The sequence below is a fragment of the Lachnospiraceae bacterium genome, from assembly GCA_022794035.1.
In the GTDB taxonomy this organism is placed as follows: domain Bacteria; phylum Bacillota; class Clostridia; order Lachnospirales; family Bianqueaceae; genus CALWPV01.
Genome location: JAAWDX010000005.1, coordinates 1 through 16,033 on the forward strand (window position 1 = coordinate 1; position 16,033 = coordinate 16,033).

The 16,033-nt window shown below is 49.8% G+C and carries 12 protein-coding genes, 5 tRNA genes and 1 rRNA gene; 17 read left to right on the forward strand and 1 reads right to left on the reverse strand.

The window, feature by feature from the left end:
* The 15 genes from HFE64_04685 to malQ all read left to right on the forward strand — a co-directional run.
* A 23S ribosomal RNA gene (locus tag HFE64_04685) occupies positions 1–115 on the forward strand; the annotation flags it as partial.
* Positions 116–186: 71 nt separating this feature from the next.
* A tRNA-Asp gene (locus HFE64_04690) sits at positions 187–260 on the forward strand.
* A 56-nt stretch (positions 261–316) separates the two neighbouring features.
* Positions 317–389: transfer RNA gene (locus HFE64_04695), tRNA-Val, on the forward strand.
* 42 nt (positions 390–431) lie between these two features.
* Positions 432–504: transfer RNA gene (locus tag HFE64_04700), tRNA-Thr, on the forward strand.
* A gap of 3 nt (positions 505–507) precedes the next feature.
* Positions 508–589 (forward strand) — tRNA-Tyr (locus HFE64_04705).
* 38 nt (positions 590–627) lie between these two features.
* A tRNA-Met gene (locus HFE64_04710) sits at positions 628–700 on the forward strand.
* Between the two features lie 242 nt (positions 701–942).
* Positions 943–1,791, forward strand: coding sequence for a serine hydrolase (locus tag HFE64_04715; protein ID MCI8632766.1), 849 nt, complete (start codon positions 943–945; stop codon positions 1,789–1,791).
* A 93-nt stretch (positions 1,792–1,884) separates the two neighbouring features.
* Positions 1,885–2,724 carry a sulfide/dihydroorotate dehydrogenase-like FAD/NAD-binding protein gene (locus HFE64_04720; protein MCI8632767.1) on the forward strand — a complete coding sequence of 280 codons (840 nt, stop codon included), beginning with the start codon at positions 1,885–1,887 and terminating at the stop codon, positions 2,722–2,724.
* Positions 2,725–2,745: 21 nt separating this feature from the next.
* Positions 2,746–4,131, forward strand: a complete 1,386-nt coding sequence (gene gltA / locus HFE64_04725; GenBank protein MCI8632768.1) for an NADPH-dependent glutamate synthase — start codon at positions 2,746–2,748, stop codon at positions 4,129–4,131.
* A gap of 45 nt (positions 4,132–4,176) precedes the next feature.
* Entirely contained in the window at positions 4,177–4,941 is a 765-nt protein-coding gene (locus HFE64_04730; protein ID MCI8632769.1) for a hypothetical protein, read from the forward strand.
* Positions 4,942–5,235: 294 nt separating this feature from the next.
* On the forward strand, positions 5,236–6,018 hold the full coding sequence (locus HFE64_04735; GenBank protein ID MCI8632770.1) for a glucosamine-6-phosphate deaminase: 783 nt from the start codon (positions 5,236–5,238) through the stop codon (positions 6,016–6,018).
* Between the two features lie 29 nt (positions 6,019–6,047).
* Positions 6,048–6,947, forward strand: coding sequence for an ATP-binding cassette domain-containing protein (locus HFE64_04740; protein ID MCI8632771.1), 900 nt, complete (start codon positions 6,048–6,050; stop codon positions 6,945–6,947).
* Positions 6,944–8,236 (forward strand): ABC transporter permease, encoded by a 1,293-nt coding sequence (locus HFE64_04745; protein ID MCI8632772.1) that lies wholly within the window; start codon positions 6,944–6,946, stop codon positions 8,234–8,236. Before HFE64_04740 ends, HFE64_04745 begins: the two co-directional genes overlap by 4 nt.
* Positions 8,233–9,807, forward strand: coding sequence for an N-6 DNA methylase (locus tag HFE64_04750; GenBank protein ID MCI8632773.1), 1,575 nt, complete (start codon positions 8,233–8,235; stop codon positions 9,805–9,807). The genes HFE64_04745 and HFE64_04750 overlap by 4 nt, the downstream gene beginning before the upstream one ends.
* A gap of 23 nt (positions 9,808–9,830) precedes the next feature.
* A complete protein-coding gene (gene malQ / locus HFE64_04755; protein MCI8632774.1) occupies positions 9,831–11,312 on the forward strand; it encodes a 4-alpha-glucanotransferase in 1,482 nt (493 codons plus the stop codon).
* An 82-nt stretch (positions 11,313–11,394) separates the two neighbouring features.
* Here the strand turns inward: malQ and HFE64_04760 are convergent, their stop codons facing one another.
* Positions 11,395–14,160 carry a glycosyl transferase gene (locus HFE64_04760; GenBank protein MCI8632775.1) on the reverse strand — a complete coding sequence of 922 codons (2,766 nt, stop codon included), beginning with the start codon at positions 14,158–14,160 and terminating at the stop codon, positions 11,395–11,397.
* 379 nt (positions 14,161–14,539) lie between these two features.
* Between HFE64_04760 and yunB the strand changes: the two genes are divergently transcribed.
* Together yunB and HFE64_04770 are read left to right on the forward strand one after the other, a co-directional pair.
* Positions 14,540–15,166 carry a sporulation protein YunB gene (gene yunB, locus HFE64_04765; protein MCI8632776.1) on the forward strand — a complete coding sequence of 209 codons (627 nt, stop codon included), beginning with the start codon at positions 14,540–14,542 and terminating at the stop codon, positions 15,164–15,166.
* Between the two features lie 118 nt (positions 15,167–15,284).
* Positions 15,285–15,941 carry a YigZ family protein gene (locus tag HFE64_04770; protein MCI8632777.1) on the forward strand — a complete coding sequence of 219 codons (657 nt, stop codon included), beginning with the start codon at positions 15,285–15,287 and terminating at the stop codon, positions 15,939–15,941.
* Positions 15,942–16,033: the final 92 nt, after the last annotated feature.

Sequence of the window (16,033 nt, forward strand, 5' to 3'; positions counted from 1 at the left end):
GATATCCCATCCGAGAGGAGTAAGACCCCTTGAAGACTACAAGGAGATAGGCCGGAGGTGGAAGTGCAGCAATGCATGTAGCTGACCGGTACTAATAGGTCGAGGGCTTGTTCAAGGAAGTGAGAGGAAGAACATCGGAACACTGAGTTTGATATGCAGTTTTGAAGGTATAAACATACCTTATTTGGCTCCGTGGTACAGCTGGTTAGTACGTCGGCCTGTCACGCCGAAGGTCACGGGTTCGAGCCCCGTCGGAGTCGTTAGCTTAGAAATAAGCTAAAGGTAACGATACTCTGTATCGATAACCTGTTAAAATGGACGCTTAGCTCAGCTGGGAGAGCGTCTGCCTTACAAGCAGAGGGTCATAGGTTCGAGCCCTATAGCGTCCATTTTTTATCTGTCGAAGAGTTCATTAGAACTTCGTATGATACGCCAACGTGGCTCAATTGGCAGAGCAGCTGACTTGTAATCAGCAGGTTATCGGTTCGAGTCCGATCGTTGGCTTATGGGGGAATTCCCGAGTGGCCAAAGGGGACAGACTGTAAATCTGCTGGCTATGCCTTCGGTGGTTCGAATCCACCTTCCCCCACTCAATAATCTAATAGCTAAGCTATAGGTTATCAATATCGCGGGGTAGAGCAGTTGGTAGCTCGTCGGGCTCATAACCCGAAGGTCGGAGGTTCAAGTCCTCCCTCCGCAACTAAGAAAAGTCGCTTAAACACTGAGTTTGAGCGATTTTTTGTTATTGTAAAAATCGTCCCCATTTGTGGTAAAGACGTATCTGATCATGAAATGCTTTCGTGGGTAGCTGAGAGAGAGCGGAAGCGCGGTCATATATAGAATATATTAGAGTATATATGGATGCATCAGGTCTTGACAAGCAACAGGTCTTTTGTTTTAATGAACAAAGAATATTTTGGACTTATATAAGGAGATAAAACGATGCATTCTGGTTTAACATTAGAAAAACGAATTGCGGCAGAGCTCGCCAGCTATGATGGAATGATGGGCATATATCTGGATGATTTAAAGGGAAATGTAGTTGCGATTCATGAAGATGAGCCCTTTGAGACAGCAAGTACGATCAAGACGTATATATTGGCGGCGTTATATGAGCAGGTTGAGGAAGGAACGCTTTCATTAGAAGATTCATTGATATATAAGAAAGAGCATTTTGTAGAAGGCAGTGGTGTTTTTCGGGAGCTAAGCTATGGAGCTACGTTGACTGTCCGCGATGTTGCAAGATTGATGATGGTCATTAGCGATAATATTGCGACAAATATGATGATTGATTACATAGGATTGGATCAAATCAATGCCTGCATTCAGCGTTTGGGCTGTTTCGATACAATTTTGCATAATCCGATTGATTTTGAACGCTATGAGCGATTAGGTACCTCTACGCCTAAGGATTATGCGAGTCTATTTACTCGTTTGGCAAGGCGGGAGCTCATCAGCCATAGGGCGAGTGAGGAGATGATTGCAATTCTGAAACGGCAGCATTATAATTGTATGATTACCAGAGATTTTCCGCCCTATTTTCTTGACTGCGAGGATACGGGAGAGGAGGAGCTGATTTATGTAGCTTCTAAAAGCGGCTGCATGGACGCCTGTCGTAATGATGGCGGTATTGTGCATACGCCTTATGGCGATTATGTGATTGTGATGATGCATAAAAACTTTTCAGATTCGATCTATCATGACGAGCATCCGGCTTATGTTTTTGGCGCGAAGGTTAGCCGTATGATTTTAGATCAATATTTAGCGCTGGAGGGAAGGTTACGCCTTTAAGACAGAGCTATTGCTTTTTGGGATTTTTTTGTTATAATTTTAAACTGATGGAGATAAATTGACATCAAGTTTGGGTAAGAAATGGAGATTGACATGTTTCGGATTATTCATAAAGAGGTTTTAAATCCAACCGTAACGAAAATGGAGATAGAGGCTCCTCTAATTGCTAAAAAAGCGCAGCCGGGACAATTTATTATCCTGCGCGTGGATGAAAAGGGAGAAAGGATTCCGCTGACGATTGCAGATTATGACCGGCAAAAGGGAACGATTACGATTATTTTTCAGATTGTGGGAGCTACCACGGAGCGGCTCAATCACTTAAATGAGGGAGATGCCCTGCAGGATTTTGTCGGCCCGCTTGGAAAAGCCACAGAAACAGAGGGACTGAAAAAGGTTGCGGTTATCGGCGGAGGCGTAGGCTGCGCGATTGCGTATCCGGTTGCGAAGAAGCTGCACGAGGAAGGCGCCGAGGTGCACAGTGTAATCGGATTTCGCAGTCAGGATTTAGTGATTTTAGAAAGGGAATTTGCAGGTGTCAGTGATGAGCTGCGTATCTGTACCGATGATGGATCTTACGGCAGCAAGGGGCTTGTAACAGATGCTTTAAAAGAGCTGATAGCGGCAGGAAATGTATATGACGAGGTGATTGCCATCGGGCCTCTGATTATGATGAAGTTTATTTGCCAGCTGACAAAGGAGTATGGGATTAAAACAGTCGTTTCTATGAACCCGATCATGATCGACGGAACCGGTATGTGCGGCGGCTGCCGCCTGACAGTAGGAGGAAAAACACAGTTTGCATGCGTGGATGGACCGGATTTTGATGGGCATGAAGTAGATTTTGATGAGGCAATGGCGCGTGCGGCTATGTATAAGCCTTTTGAGAAAAAGGCGCATGAAGAGGCTTGTCATCTTTTTAAGCAGGCAGAGTAAAGCGGAGGCATCAGGAGTAAAATGGCAGATATGAAAATAGAACGGCAGGAAATGCCGGTACAGGATCCGCAGATCCGTTCTGGAAATTTTGAGGAGGTAGCACAGGGCTATACGAAGGAGCAGGCACTTAAGGAAGCCAGCAGATGCCTGCATTGTAAAAATAAGCCGTGTGTGGGGAGCTGCCCGGTGGCAATTGATATTCCGGAGTTCATTCAGAAGATTACAGAAGAGGATTTTGAAGGGGCGTATCAGATCATTCAGAGATCCAGTTCACTGCCGGCTGTGTGCGGCCGTGTGTGCCCGCAGGAGGTGCAGTGCGAGAGCCGCTGTGTGCGCGGCATTAAAGGAGAGCCCGTTGCGATCGGCCGGCTGGAGCGTTTTGTGGCCGATTGGCATAATGCAAACAGCAAAGAGACACCACAGCGCGTGCAAGGAAATGGTCACAGGATAGCCGTGATTGGTTCCGGCCCTGCCGGCCTTAGCTGTGCCGGAGATTTGGCGAAAAAAGGATATGAGGGGACGGTATTTGAGGCTCTGCATGTGGCAGGGGGCGTGCTGATGTACGGGATCCCGGAATTTCGCTTGCCGAAGACGATTGTGCAGCGGGAGATTGAGACGCTGAAGGCGCTTGGAGTCAAGATTGAAACCAATATGGTGATTGGCAGGGTGATGACGGTGGATGAGCTGCTGGAGGAGTTTGAGGCCGTGTTTATTGGGTCGGGCGCAGGGCTGCCGCGTTTTATGAATATCCCCGGCGAGGCGCTGAATGGCGTATATTCGGCGAATGAATTTTTGACGCGTACTAATTTGATGAAGGCGTATCGCAGTGATAGCCAGACGCCGATCCAGAGGGCGCGCAAGGTCGCGGTTGTAGGCGGCGGCAATGTGGCGATGGATGCGGCGCGCTGCGCCAAAAGGCTCGGGGCTGAAGAGGTGTCGATTGTGTATCGCAGATCGGAGACGGAGCTCCCGGCAAGGCGCGAGGAGGTGGAGCATGCGAAGGAGGAGGGGATCCAGTTTTGCATGCTGAGCAATCCGGTGCGTATTTTGAATGATGGACAGGGCTTTGTAGGCGGTATCGAGTGTATCCGCATGGAGCTGGGAGAGCCGGATGCATCCGGGCGGAGAAGGCCGGTGGAGAAAGAAGGGTCGGAGTTTGTACTGGATGCCGACTGTGTGATTATGGCTATTGGTACATCGCCGAATCCGCTGATTAAGCTTACAACGGACGGCCTGGAAACGCAGAAGTGGGGCGGAATTGTGGCAGAGGAGAGTACGGGACAGACATCAAGGCAGGGCGTGTTTGCCGGGGGCGATGCTGTGACAGGAGCGGCCACTGTGATTTTGGCTATGGGAGCTGGCAAGGCGGCGGCAAAGGCGATTGATGAATATATTCAAAATAAGTAGGAGGGAGGGGTGCTTAAGGCACCTCTTCTTTGCTGGGAGAAGAAAATGAAGACAGCAGTTTTGGTTGTCAGCTTTGGGACTATGCAGGAAGCAGCATGGGATAAGACGATTGGGCTCATGGAGGAGGAGATCCGGCAGGAATGGCAGGGGCGCTGTGATGTGTTTACTGCATATACCAGCCGCAGGGTGGTTGAATATTGGCGCGCGCAGGAAAGGAGTCTGCTCGATGAAGAGGAGGCGTTTGTCCTGTTGCGCAATCTAGGCTACGAGGCGGTGGTGGCGCTGCCGACTCATTTGGCGGCCGGGCAGGAGTTTACGAAGCTAAAACAGAAAGCGGAGCAGTATGAGGCGTGCTTTAAAAGGCTGATACTGGGCGTTCCAATCTTGGAGAAGGCTGTCTATAGGGAAAGGCTGGCAAAGGCGTTAAAAGATGAAATTATAGTTAGAGAGCAAGAGGCATTGGTGCTGATGGCGCATGGAGTACGCAAAGGGGATCAGCAGGTTTATCATCAGCTGCAGCGCGTGCTGAATGCGGACGGCAAAGAGCGTGTGATCGTGGTAGCGATGGAGAATAAAGAATTAGAGCCGATGGAGGGGGTCACAGTCCATAATCTGGTGCTGGCGCCGCTGCTTTTGACGGCAGGAAAGCATGTGACGCAGGATATGTGCGGCGCAGGAACCGGAAGCTGGCAGGGCTTTTTAGAATCGAAGGGATATGCTGTGCGGACGGTAAAGAAGGGACTGGCGGAATATCCGAAAGTGAGAGAGGTATATAAGCAGCAGCTAAGGGAGCTGTGCACATCCATATGAGAAAGGATAAAAATGCTTCAAGAGAAACTTTAATTCTTTTCTCTGCATAGAGTTTGTAGTATAATAAGCGCAGCCAGATATATTTTGGCTATTCAAGCGCTTGTGCTGCGCAAAGGCGGCAAGGCAATTTAGGCTAATCAAGTCCCTGAGCCGCCTTATGAGTTTGGCGTAAAACGCCAAACTCCGATATCGTCATGGTATCATATAGACATAAAATGATCGCAAGAATCCCGGAGGGATTTCTTGCCAGGTTCAGCGAAGAATGAGCTGAACTTGTATAATAAGGAGAAGTAGATGGAAAATCAGAGGATTAAGAAGGCAGGCAGGCTAAATGTGAAGCTGCTGGAGAGCCGAAAGGCATTGGGAGAGCTGGCGGCAGCGGAGGCTACCGAGGCGCTGAAGGCTGTGATCAGAGAGAAGGGAAGCTGTCATGTGATCTTTGCAGCAGCACCTTCACAGAATGAGTTTCTAGCAGCGCTGTGCGCGAGTGATGTCGACTGGACAAAGGTATATGCGTATCATATGGATGAATATATCGGACTTGCGGCAGATGCACCGCAGGGGTTTGGGAACTTTTTGCGCCGGAGTATTTTTGAGCGCGTTCCTTTTGCGGGGGTAGAATATTTGAATGGCGGAGCGGCAGATGTGGAGCAGGAGTTGCAGCGCTATGCAGCGCTTTTACAGGAGAATCCGGCCGATATTGTGTTTATGGGAATCGGAGAAAATGGTCATATTGCCTTTAATGATCCGCATGTGGCGCATTTTGATGATGTCGACTTAGTGAAAAAGGTTGCGCTCGATGAGCGATGCCGTCAGCAGCAGGTTAATGACGGATGCTTTGAAAAGCTGGAAGAGGTGCCTACCCATGCGCTTACCTTAACAATTCCGGCATTGATGCAGGCAAAGCAGGTGTTTTGTATGGTGCCAGCGGCCACAAAGGCAGAGGCTGTCGGCAAAACGGTGATGGGAGAAATTCGCGAACAGGTGCCGGCGAGTATTTTGCGACTGCACCTGAATGCTAATTTGTATGTGGATCCAGACAGCGGCAAGGAGCTGCTGACGGCCGGATGGTTATAAAAAGATAGAAGCTTAAAACGGAGGAAATCATGGCACTGGTAGTAGATCAATTATGTAAAACATTTGGGACAAAGGTGGCGGTGGATCATCTGAGCTTTCAGATGGAACGGCCGGGTATATTTGGCCTGATTGGCACCAACGGCGCGGGTAAGACAACCACGATTCGCATGATTCTTGGGATCATGCATGCGGATCAGGGGAGCGCTTCCTGGAATGGGACCGCCATTAGCAGAGATACGCTGAGCTTTGGCTATATGCCGGAGGAACGCGGCATCTATATGAAGAATAAGGTGATGGAGCAGCTGGTTTATTTTGGAATGCTGCGAGGGATGAACCGGACAGATGCCAGAGAGTCTGCGCTGAAATACTTAGAGCGTTTAGGGATGATGGAATATAAGGATATGCTGGTAGAAAAGCTTTCAAAAGGCAATCAGCAGAAGATCCAGCTGATTGCTACGCTGGTGCATAATCCGGAGCTGATCTTTCTCGATGAACCCTTCAGCGGCCTAGATCCGGTCAACACAGAGGTTTTGCGGGGACTTTTAGAGGATTTGATTGAGGAAAAGCGCTACATTGTGATGAGCAGCCATCAGATGGGAACGGTAGAGGAATACTGCGAAAATGTTTTGATTCTGCATCACGGGCAGACAAAGCTGCTGGGCAACCTGCGCGAGATTAAGCGCGGCTATGGGCATACCAACTTAATTGTAAGCTGTGATACAGATGTGGATGAAACGGCTAAGGGTCTGGGGCTGGAGATTTTAGAGAAGCGAGCGAATGAAACAGAGTACAGGATCCAGGGAGACGATATGGCCAATGCGTTGCTTTCACACATGGTTTCACAGGGATTTTATCCCACCAAGTTTGAGATTCGGGAGCCATCGCTGAATGAGATTTTTATTGAGAAAGTAGGAGAGGTTTTACAATGAGGCAGATTTGGACAGTATTCTTATATACACTCAAGGATGCAGTGCGTAAAAAAGCATTCAAAATATCGACGATTTTGCTGATGGTCGTGGTATTAGGAGGGTGCCTGATTCTGAAATTTACGGGAAGCGATTCCGGGGATGAGCCAGAAAAAGCTCCGGAGGCTGCAGTGCAGGAGGAAACACAGGAGGAAGTGGCACTGGAAGGGCGCTGCTATTATATCGATGTACAAAATGCCATTCCCGGCGGCATGCAGGCGCTGCAGGAAGCAATGCCGGAGATTGCTTTTGAACAGGGAGATGTTTCCAAAACGGAAGCCTATCATCAGGAGATTGCAGAAGACGCAGAGCTTTCTATGATTCTGATCGTGCCGGCGGAAAAGGCAAATGAGCCGCCAACGGTATCGATCATGACAAAGGATTTTATGTCCGGAGTATCCGGCAATCAGGCGGGAGATATCCTGACGCGTCAGTACATTGCCAATCAGCTGCAGGAGCAGGGCATTAAAAGCGAGTCAGTGGAGGCTCTCTTAAATGTGCAGCTGCCGGTGACCAGCGGCATTGCCGGCGAGATGGATTTATCCGGCTATATACTGGGAATTGTCATCACCATGCTGATTTTCTTTGCCATTTATTATTACGGATACGGCGTATCGATGTCAATTGCAACCGAGAAGACATCAAGAGTCATGGAAACATTAGTCGTATCGGCAAAGCCTTCTCGGATTTTGGTCGGAAAATGTCTGGCCATGGGCGTGCTGGGCCTGCTGCAGTTCGGCGGGATCATCGCCTTTGCTGCCATTTGCTATCATTATCTGGTGCCGGCTGACTATCTGATTATGGGCATGCCGATGTCGCTTTCCTGCTTTACACTGGAGAGAGCGATTATTATCCTCACGTATTTTGTTTTGGGATATACGCTGTATGCAGTCATGAATGCGGTATGCGGTGCATCCGTCAGCAAAATCGAGGATCTTAATTCGGCTATGATGCCGGTAATGCTGATTGCCATGATTTCATTCTATATTGGGTATTTTGCTGCTATCTCAGGATCAGGAGCAGATTCTATGCTGCAGAAGGTTGCCATATATATTCCCTTCTGTTCGCCGTTTATTGTCCCCTTTAAGATCCTGAACGGCGATGTGCCTGCCATGGATATTTTGCTTTCCATTGCGGCGCTGCTGGTAGCGATCGTGGCGATCGCAGCGGTTTCGATCCGCATTTATACGGCCTCGGTTTTGCATTATGGAAACCGGTTAAAACTCAAGGATATGTTTAGGATGAAGGTATGACAAACGAGCAGGTATTAACAATATTACGAGAGCCCAATGGTTCAGAGAAGCTCATGGCGAAGGCAGAAGAGGCCTTCGCCCCTTCTCTTTCCCTGCTGGCGCAGGAAGAAGCTGCTGCGGCAGCTTTTTTGGTACGGATTGCCAAACAGAAAAAATACCGGCAGGAGATTAACGAGTGGCTGGGTGACCGAAGTCTGCTCTACCGGCTGCTGCAGAGCGAGGACGCCAAGATGCGAAAAAACATTGCCAGACTCATGGGAAGACTCCTGGTGGTGAAAGATGCCAGACCGCTGATGATCGCACTGGAGCATGAACCCAAACGTCTGGCCAGACCCTCGATGATCTTGGCGCTTGGCGCGTTGAAAACGCCGCAGGCAGTTCAGTTTTTGAGCCGATATGAGGTGGAACCGGCTAAGGAGCCGGCAGAAGAAAAGCATGAAAGGGAGGAGCGGGAGGCCTTGGAAAAGGCGCTTTCGGGTGTTCAAAGAGGACCCGCGCATACCTTTGAGGATTTTTCGGAGCCGGCGGTGTTGGAGCTGCGGTGCGCGCGCGGGCTTGAGAAGAGACTGGCGGAGGAGCTAAGGAATGTGCGCCGCGTATTTCCGGGCGGCGTGACAGTGGAGGTAGCTTCCTGGAAGGCACTGCAGAAATCACGTTTGTGGAGAGAGGCGCTGCTTCCGCTGGCTGCAGGGACAGCGCGTCGTGCGGAGGCGATTGCAGAGGCAGCGGCTCAGAAGATGACCGCAGCGCTGCAGGCAGTGTATGGCGGAGAGGCTCCCTATGCGTTTCGCGTGGAGATTGCGGGCAGAGCGAATCCGAAGGCAGAGGTTTCTCGGGCGGATCTGGCAAAGGCGACCGCGCAGGCCGTTGTGAAGGCTGGCGGCGGCATGCTGGTCAATGCGCCGGCAAACTATGAAGCGGAGCTTAGGGTAGAGCCGCACAGCAAAAACCAGGAGCTGGTAAACCTGTATCTAAAATTATTTTTGCCTCCTGATCAGCGCTTTGCATACCGAAAGGGGACGATTCCGGCATCGATTCATCCGGCCAATGCGGCTGGAGTAATGCGGCTGGCAGGTGCTTATTTAAAGCCGGGCGCGGTCGTGCTGGATCCCTGCTGCGGAAGCGGTACGCTGCTGATTGAGCGGGCCATTTATGGAAAGGCGCAGGACAAGGCCTGCGAGCGCCTTGTTGGCGTAGATATCTATGGCAAGGCTCTGAAAATTGCCGAAGAAAACATAAAAGCGGCGCGCCTGGGAAGGCAGACGGCCGTGCGTCTTGTGAAGAGTGATTTTTTGGAATGGGATATGAAGGAACCCGTGGATGAGGTCATTGCCAATCTGCCGTTTGGCAACCGAGTGGGGAGCCACAGGGAGAACCTGCGCTTATATCAGGGATTGGCAGAAAAGCTGCCATGCTGGATCAAGCCCGGCGGCATTGCCATACTGTATACGATGGAAGGCCGGCTGCTGGACCGCTGCCTGGCCGATCAGCCCCGCCTTCAGGTTCTGGAGCGCAGCCGGGTCGAAGCAGGCGGCTTGGAGCCAAAGGTGTTTATCATCAGAGTTTTATAAATCGCGTATTAGGAGGAGTCTACATGCGTACCAGCGGTATTTTGCTGCCGATCACAGCGCTTCCGTCCCCTTATGGGATCGGAACGATGGGGCGCAGCGCCTATGAGTTTATCGATTTTCTGGCAGAGAGCGGCCAAACCTATTGGCAGATTTTGCCGCTAGGGCCAACAGGGTACGGCGATTCGCCGTATCAGTCCTTCTCCACCTTTGCCGGCAATCCCTATTTGATCGATTTGGAGCAGTTAATAGAGGAAGGGCTGCTTACGGAGGAGGAGTGTGAGCAGTTTATCTACGGAGAAGATCCGCAGCAGATCGATTATGGGCGTTTATATGGCTGCCGTCTGCGAGTGCTGCATATCGCATTTATGCGCGCACGGCGCGAAGAGGACGACGCATATCGGGCTTATCTGCAGCAGAATGCAGATTGGCTGCCAGATTATGCACTATTTAGAGCCGTCAAGGATCATTTTGCAGGTCAGTTCTGGCAGGAATGGGAGGACGATATCCGGCTGAGAACAGCGGAAGGGCTGGAAAAGTACCGGGCGCTCTTAAAAGAAGAAATCCAGTTTTATTGTTTTTTGGAATATACATTTTTTAAACAATATAAAAAGCTAAAAGCATACGCCAATGAAAAAGGCATTCAGATTTTAGGGGATCTTCCGATCTATGTGGCGATTGACAGCGCGGATGCGTGGGCACAGCCAGAGCTTTTTTATTTCGATGAGGAGATGGTGCCGATTAAGGTAGCCGGAGTGCCGCCGGATGCATTTTCAGAGACAGGGCAGCTATGGGGCAATCCGCTGTATGACTGGGCGGCGCATAAAAAGACGGGGTATCGTTGGTGGATCCGCCGGGTGCAGCACAGTATGGCGCTGTATGATAGAATCCGAATCGATCATTTCCGCGGTTTTGATGAGTATTATGCCATTCCTTACGGAGAGGAGACGGCGCTGACGGGAGCCTGGGAAAAGGGTCCGGGCTATGAGCTGTTTGCTGCTTTGCAGCAGGCGCTCGGCGAAATTCCGATTGTAGCGGAGGATCTGGGCGTGCTGACGCCGAGTGTGTATGCGCTTCTGGAGCAGACAGGATATCCGGGGATGAAGGTGCTGCAGTTTGCCTTTGAAGGCGGAGCGATGAATGATTATCTGCCGTATCGGCATGGCCAAAATAGTGTGGTCTATACGGGAACACATGATAATGATACGCTGATGGGCTGGCAGGCGCATATGCATCCTGGCCTGAAAGAGCATATTATGGACTTTTTGGGTATGAAGGAGGAAGCGGATTGGAATCAGACGCTGATTCGGACGGCGCTGATGAGCCGGGCGGATACGGCGATTATACCGCTGCAGGATTATTTGGAACTGGGAAGCGAGGCGCGCATTAACGAACCGGCGACGCTGGGGAGCAACTGGCGCTGGCGGCTGAGCGCGGATTGGCAGGAGCAGTATCCGGATTTAGCATGTCGGATCCGGCATATGACAGAGCTGTATGGACGGTGCTAGCAATAAAAAAGAAGGTTACATGAAGGGAAAGATCCCATCATGTAACCTTTTTTTATAAAAAGTCTGCACATCGTATCGTGTATCAGCCGCCGGTATTCTCGCCGTTAGGGCTGGAGCTGTTGCTGCCAGAATTGTTTCCGCTGTTATTGCTCGAAGAGGATTGATTGCCGCCGGGACGAGAAGAATTGTTGTTAGGCGGCAGGATGGAAGATTCCTGCGTCTTCTCATTGTGAATGTCACACTCTACGCCCTTATAAGGATTGATGCCGATATTGCTGGAGTTATTGTTGCTGGGGGTCGTGTTGGCAGAGCCATATACACAGTAATCGTGATCGGCAATTTTGGCGAGGTTAGCTTCACCGATTTCGGCAATTTCATCTGCATTTCGAGTAATAAAAACACTGGTTTTGGTAGACGGACAGTATTTATTCGCCAGTTTGCCGCTTTCAGAGCAGATCGTGACCTCTACATGCCGGTCACAGTACTGAGTCGGTTCATTTCCGATTTCACACCAGTCAGTCGTGACGCGATTACCACGCGCATCCTGAGAGCAGAGCGAGGTAGCGATTTTACCGCTGTCCTTACACAGCGTTACGGTAGTGAGTCCCTCGGGACGGACAAAATCGGTATACTCAAGCGGCTGGTGGATGGCGCTCATAACAGCGGTCCACAGCGTCTTGTGAGCGCCGGAATCAAGCATATAGGAGCCGTCAGGATCCAGACTGTAAGCGCCGAGACTGTTATAATACTGTTGCGGATATTTGACATAATCAAAGCCGGCCATGACCGTACAGGTATAATAAGGCGTATATCCGACAAAAGCAAAGTCATTAGAATCAGAGGTAGTACCCGTCTTTCCGGCGATGGGCATGGAAGGATCAAAATTACAGGCCGTTCCCGTACCGGAGGTAATTACGTCGCGCATCATATCTGTCAGCATAAAGGCTGTTGTTTCTTTAATGACACGGCGCGTTTCGGGAGAACGCTCAAACAGAAGATTTCCTTTGCGGTCGGTGATTTTGGTGTACAGTGTGGGTTCGATGTACTGTCCGCCATTGGCAATGGTGGCATAGGCGCCGCAAAGCTCGATATTGGTTACGCTGCCGGAGCCAAGGCACAGGGAGCCGACCATATCGGTGTTGCCATTTTCATCAGGCGTTTCACGAAGTGTGCTGATGCCAAAATTCTTTACGTACTGGAAGTTGACATCCACACCCACATCGCGCATGGCGCGAGCCGTGACGATGTTCATGGAATCACGGATGCCTTCGCGGATCGTACTAAAACCATAGTAGTAATCGCCCCACCAGTTATTGGGCGACCAGTCGCCCCAATACATGGGAGCGTCATCCTCGGAGCTGCCGGGACTCATACCGCCGACATCAAGAGCGGCCGCATAGCTGGCTAAAACTTTGAAGGTAGAGCCGGGCTGTCTTGTGGAGTCGATAGCACGGTTGACACCGAGGTTGGCCTGCTTTTCACCGCGGCCGCCGGCCAGAGCGACGACATGCCCTGTGGATTGCTCAATAACGGTCATGGAATACTGCGGCTCCTCTGTGATGGTAGTGCTCTCTACATAATGCACTCCCTCCACCATATCTTCGGTAATATACTGAGCCCTGAACTCATTTGCCGCTGCGCGGGCCTGATCCGGAGAATAAAAAAGTCCATAGGTGCCGAAGTTATCGGTAATATTGGGGTCCTTTTGATCATAGAGCGTCAGGCGGTAGTCCAGCTGGTAGTAGGTATATTCTTGAAAGTTGGACGGATCGGAGAAGGCGGCATCAACAATATTTTGAATCCGCGCGTCTTGTGTGATATAAACGGTGAGTCCGCCATAAAATAGAGTGTTAAAGGCTTCTAGCTCTGTGTAGCCAAGCTGCTTTTGGAGATCGGTCTGCACCTGTGAGATTACGCTGTCGACAAAATAGGAATAGAGTACGCTGTCATTGTTATGCTCATAGGTTTCGTTCCAAGCGGCGATGCGGCCAAAGACATCATCAGCCTTGGCTTCGTCATACTCAGCCTGCGTGATGTAGGATTGCTTAAGCATGGCGTCCAGTACTTGGAGCTGCCGCTCGCGGGAATGGTTTTCGTGGTTGATGATGGGATCATAAGAATAAGGGGCGTTAAAGAGGCCGGCAATGAGCGCGCACTCCGCGAGGTTCATTTCGCTGGCGTGCTTGCCGAAATAGCGCTGGGAGGCGGCTTCTACGCCGTAGGCGCTGTTTCCCAAATAGTTGTAATTAAGATAGGATTCTAAGATGAGATTTTTGGTACGCTCTTTGCCGTATTCTTCATTCATTTTGTATTCAAGCTGGAGAGCGAGATACCACTCCTGAATCTTTCGTTTCCATGTCTGATCGGAGGTAAGGACCAGCTTTTTGATCATCTGCTGCGTGAGGGTGCTGCCGCCCTCGGAGGTGCCGCCGGCTTTTAGGTTGGCGATACCGGCACGGAGGATACCTTCCAGATCGATACCGCTATGCTGATAAAAACGCGCATCTTCGATGGCGACAACGGCGTTGAGAAGATGCTGAGGCATTTCGTCGATAGAAATGGAGGTTCGCTGCTCGGCAGTCTGGATATCGGTGATTTTAGTGCCGTTTTGATCTACGATGGTGGAGGTCTGGCGATCGATGGTAAGTGAATTTAAAGAGACCTCGGGAACGCCGTCGAGCATGCCCATGAAGGTGCCGAGAAGGATGCCGGCTACGGCGAAGGTAGCGATGAGTACGGCAACGCAAATGACGCGGAGGCCGTACAGCCAAATACGGGAATAAAGCTTTTCATGATAATTGCCCTTGGCAATCTGTTTATTTTGGTTTTTCTGTTTGCTATAATCCATAAAGTTCTCCTTTTATTATATATCCATAACCATCTGGATTGTGTTTATTCATTATAGCAAGAAATCCCTACGGGATTCTTGCGGGATAAGCGCAGCATAATTGCTTGATTAGATGAAATATATCTATACTATGACGATATCGGAGTTTGCTGCTTCGCAGCAAACTCATAAGGCGGCAAAAGTTCGGCTCGTACCTCACCGAACTTAGCAAGAATCCCTACGGGATTCTTGCGGAATAAGCGCAGCATAAGCACTTGATTAGCCGAAATATATCTAGCTGCGCTTATTATATCATAGCGGCACGGGGATTTTCAAGCCAAATAGGAAAGCTAAGGAGGCCGACAGGCCGAAGCATATAAAATATAGAAAAGAGGAAAAGATGAAAAGAAAACGGAAAATAAAATGGATTTTTCTGATTCTGCTAGTATTGATAGGATTTTTTACAGTGCAAACGGTGAGTAAGATGCATCCGATTTTAAAGGCAATGGCAAAGATGAAGGCAGAAGCGCTTGCCACGGATATTCTGGCGGATACGATGCGGGATGTGCTGGAGGAGAGCGGTATAAAAAGCGAGGATCTGATCCATTATTATTATACGCCTGCAGGCGAAGCATTTGCCTATTCGGTTGATACGGTCACAATTGAGCGCCTGGCGGCGCTTGCCAATGCGAGAATGGGAGAATATCTGGAGCAAAAGAATGACTTTGTGTTAGACATTCCGATGGGACAATTAACGCATAATCCGCTGCTTGCAGCGCTCGGGCCGGACATTCCGATCCATGTACGCGTAGTCGGAAATCCGGGGGTAGACTATGGGCGCAGCTTTGAGTCAGTTGGCATCAATGAAATCAATCATCGGATCTGGATTAAAATGGAAGTGGTGATCCAGGTGGCAACTCCGCTTTTAACAGATGTACTAAACGCCAATATGGAGTTCACCCTTGTAGACCAAACCACATCTGGCAAGGTTCCGCTTACCTATATGGGACTTGATAAGGACTCCTAGATTCAGTATAATAAACATAGTATGAGTTTAACTGTGTTAAACTCATACTATGTTCCAAGTTTGCTTTCAGCAAACTTGAGACCAAGATGGGTTTACGTTTAAAATGGAGGAAATTTTGGTGAAGTACAAAACCGTTTGGGAACATGGTATAGACGAACATATTGAAAAAAAGTCTCGTTTTATCGGGCAGGCATGGCCGGTCCGCACAGAAGAAGAGGCCAGAGAAATCATCGAGCAAACGCGTAAAGAATACTGGAATGCCAGCCATAATGTGTTTGCCTATCGGACCGGAGACATTCAGCGCTTTACCGATGACGGAGAGCCATCCGGCACAGCCGGAAAACCGATGCTGGATGTGCTGCTGGGACGTGAACTGCAAAATGTTTTAGTCATTGTGACGAGGTATTTCGGTGGAACGCTGCTCGGCACCGGCGGACTTGTGAGGGCATACACCAAGGGAGCGCAGATTGCTGTAGATGCCGCCGGCATCATTGAGAAGGCTGTTTATTACCGGTATGAGATTCCGATGGAGTATACCTGGCTCGGCAAGATGCAGTATGTGATGAATCAAGAGAAATTTCCTGTTTTAGATATTGAATATACCGATCAGGTTACCATGAGAATGTTAATTGAGCATGATCAGAATGCAAAATTTTTGCAAACGGTAACGGAGGCCGGCGAAGGAAAGCTAGCGCCGGTAAAGGAAGAGGCCGTGTGGGCGGCAAAAAGGGGTGGGACGTTTGTCTTCTTCGAGGAGACAGTGAGTGAAACATAAGGAGCAAAAGCCGCGTTATGGGTATTTGATTTTCTTGTTTTTAACGTGCTTTTTTCTGATTTTGTAAGTTGAGCATCCATGATAGCTGTAAA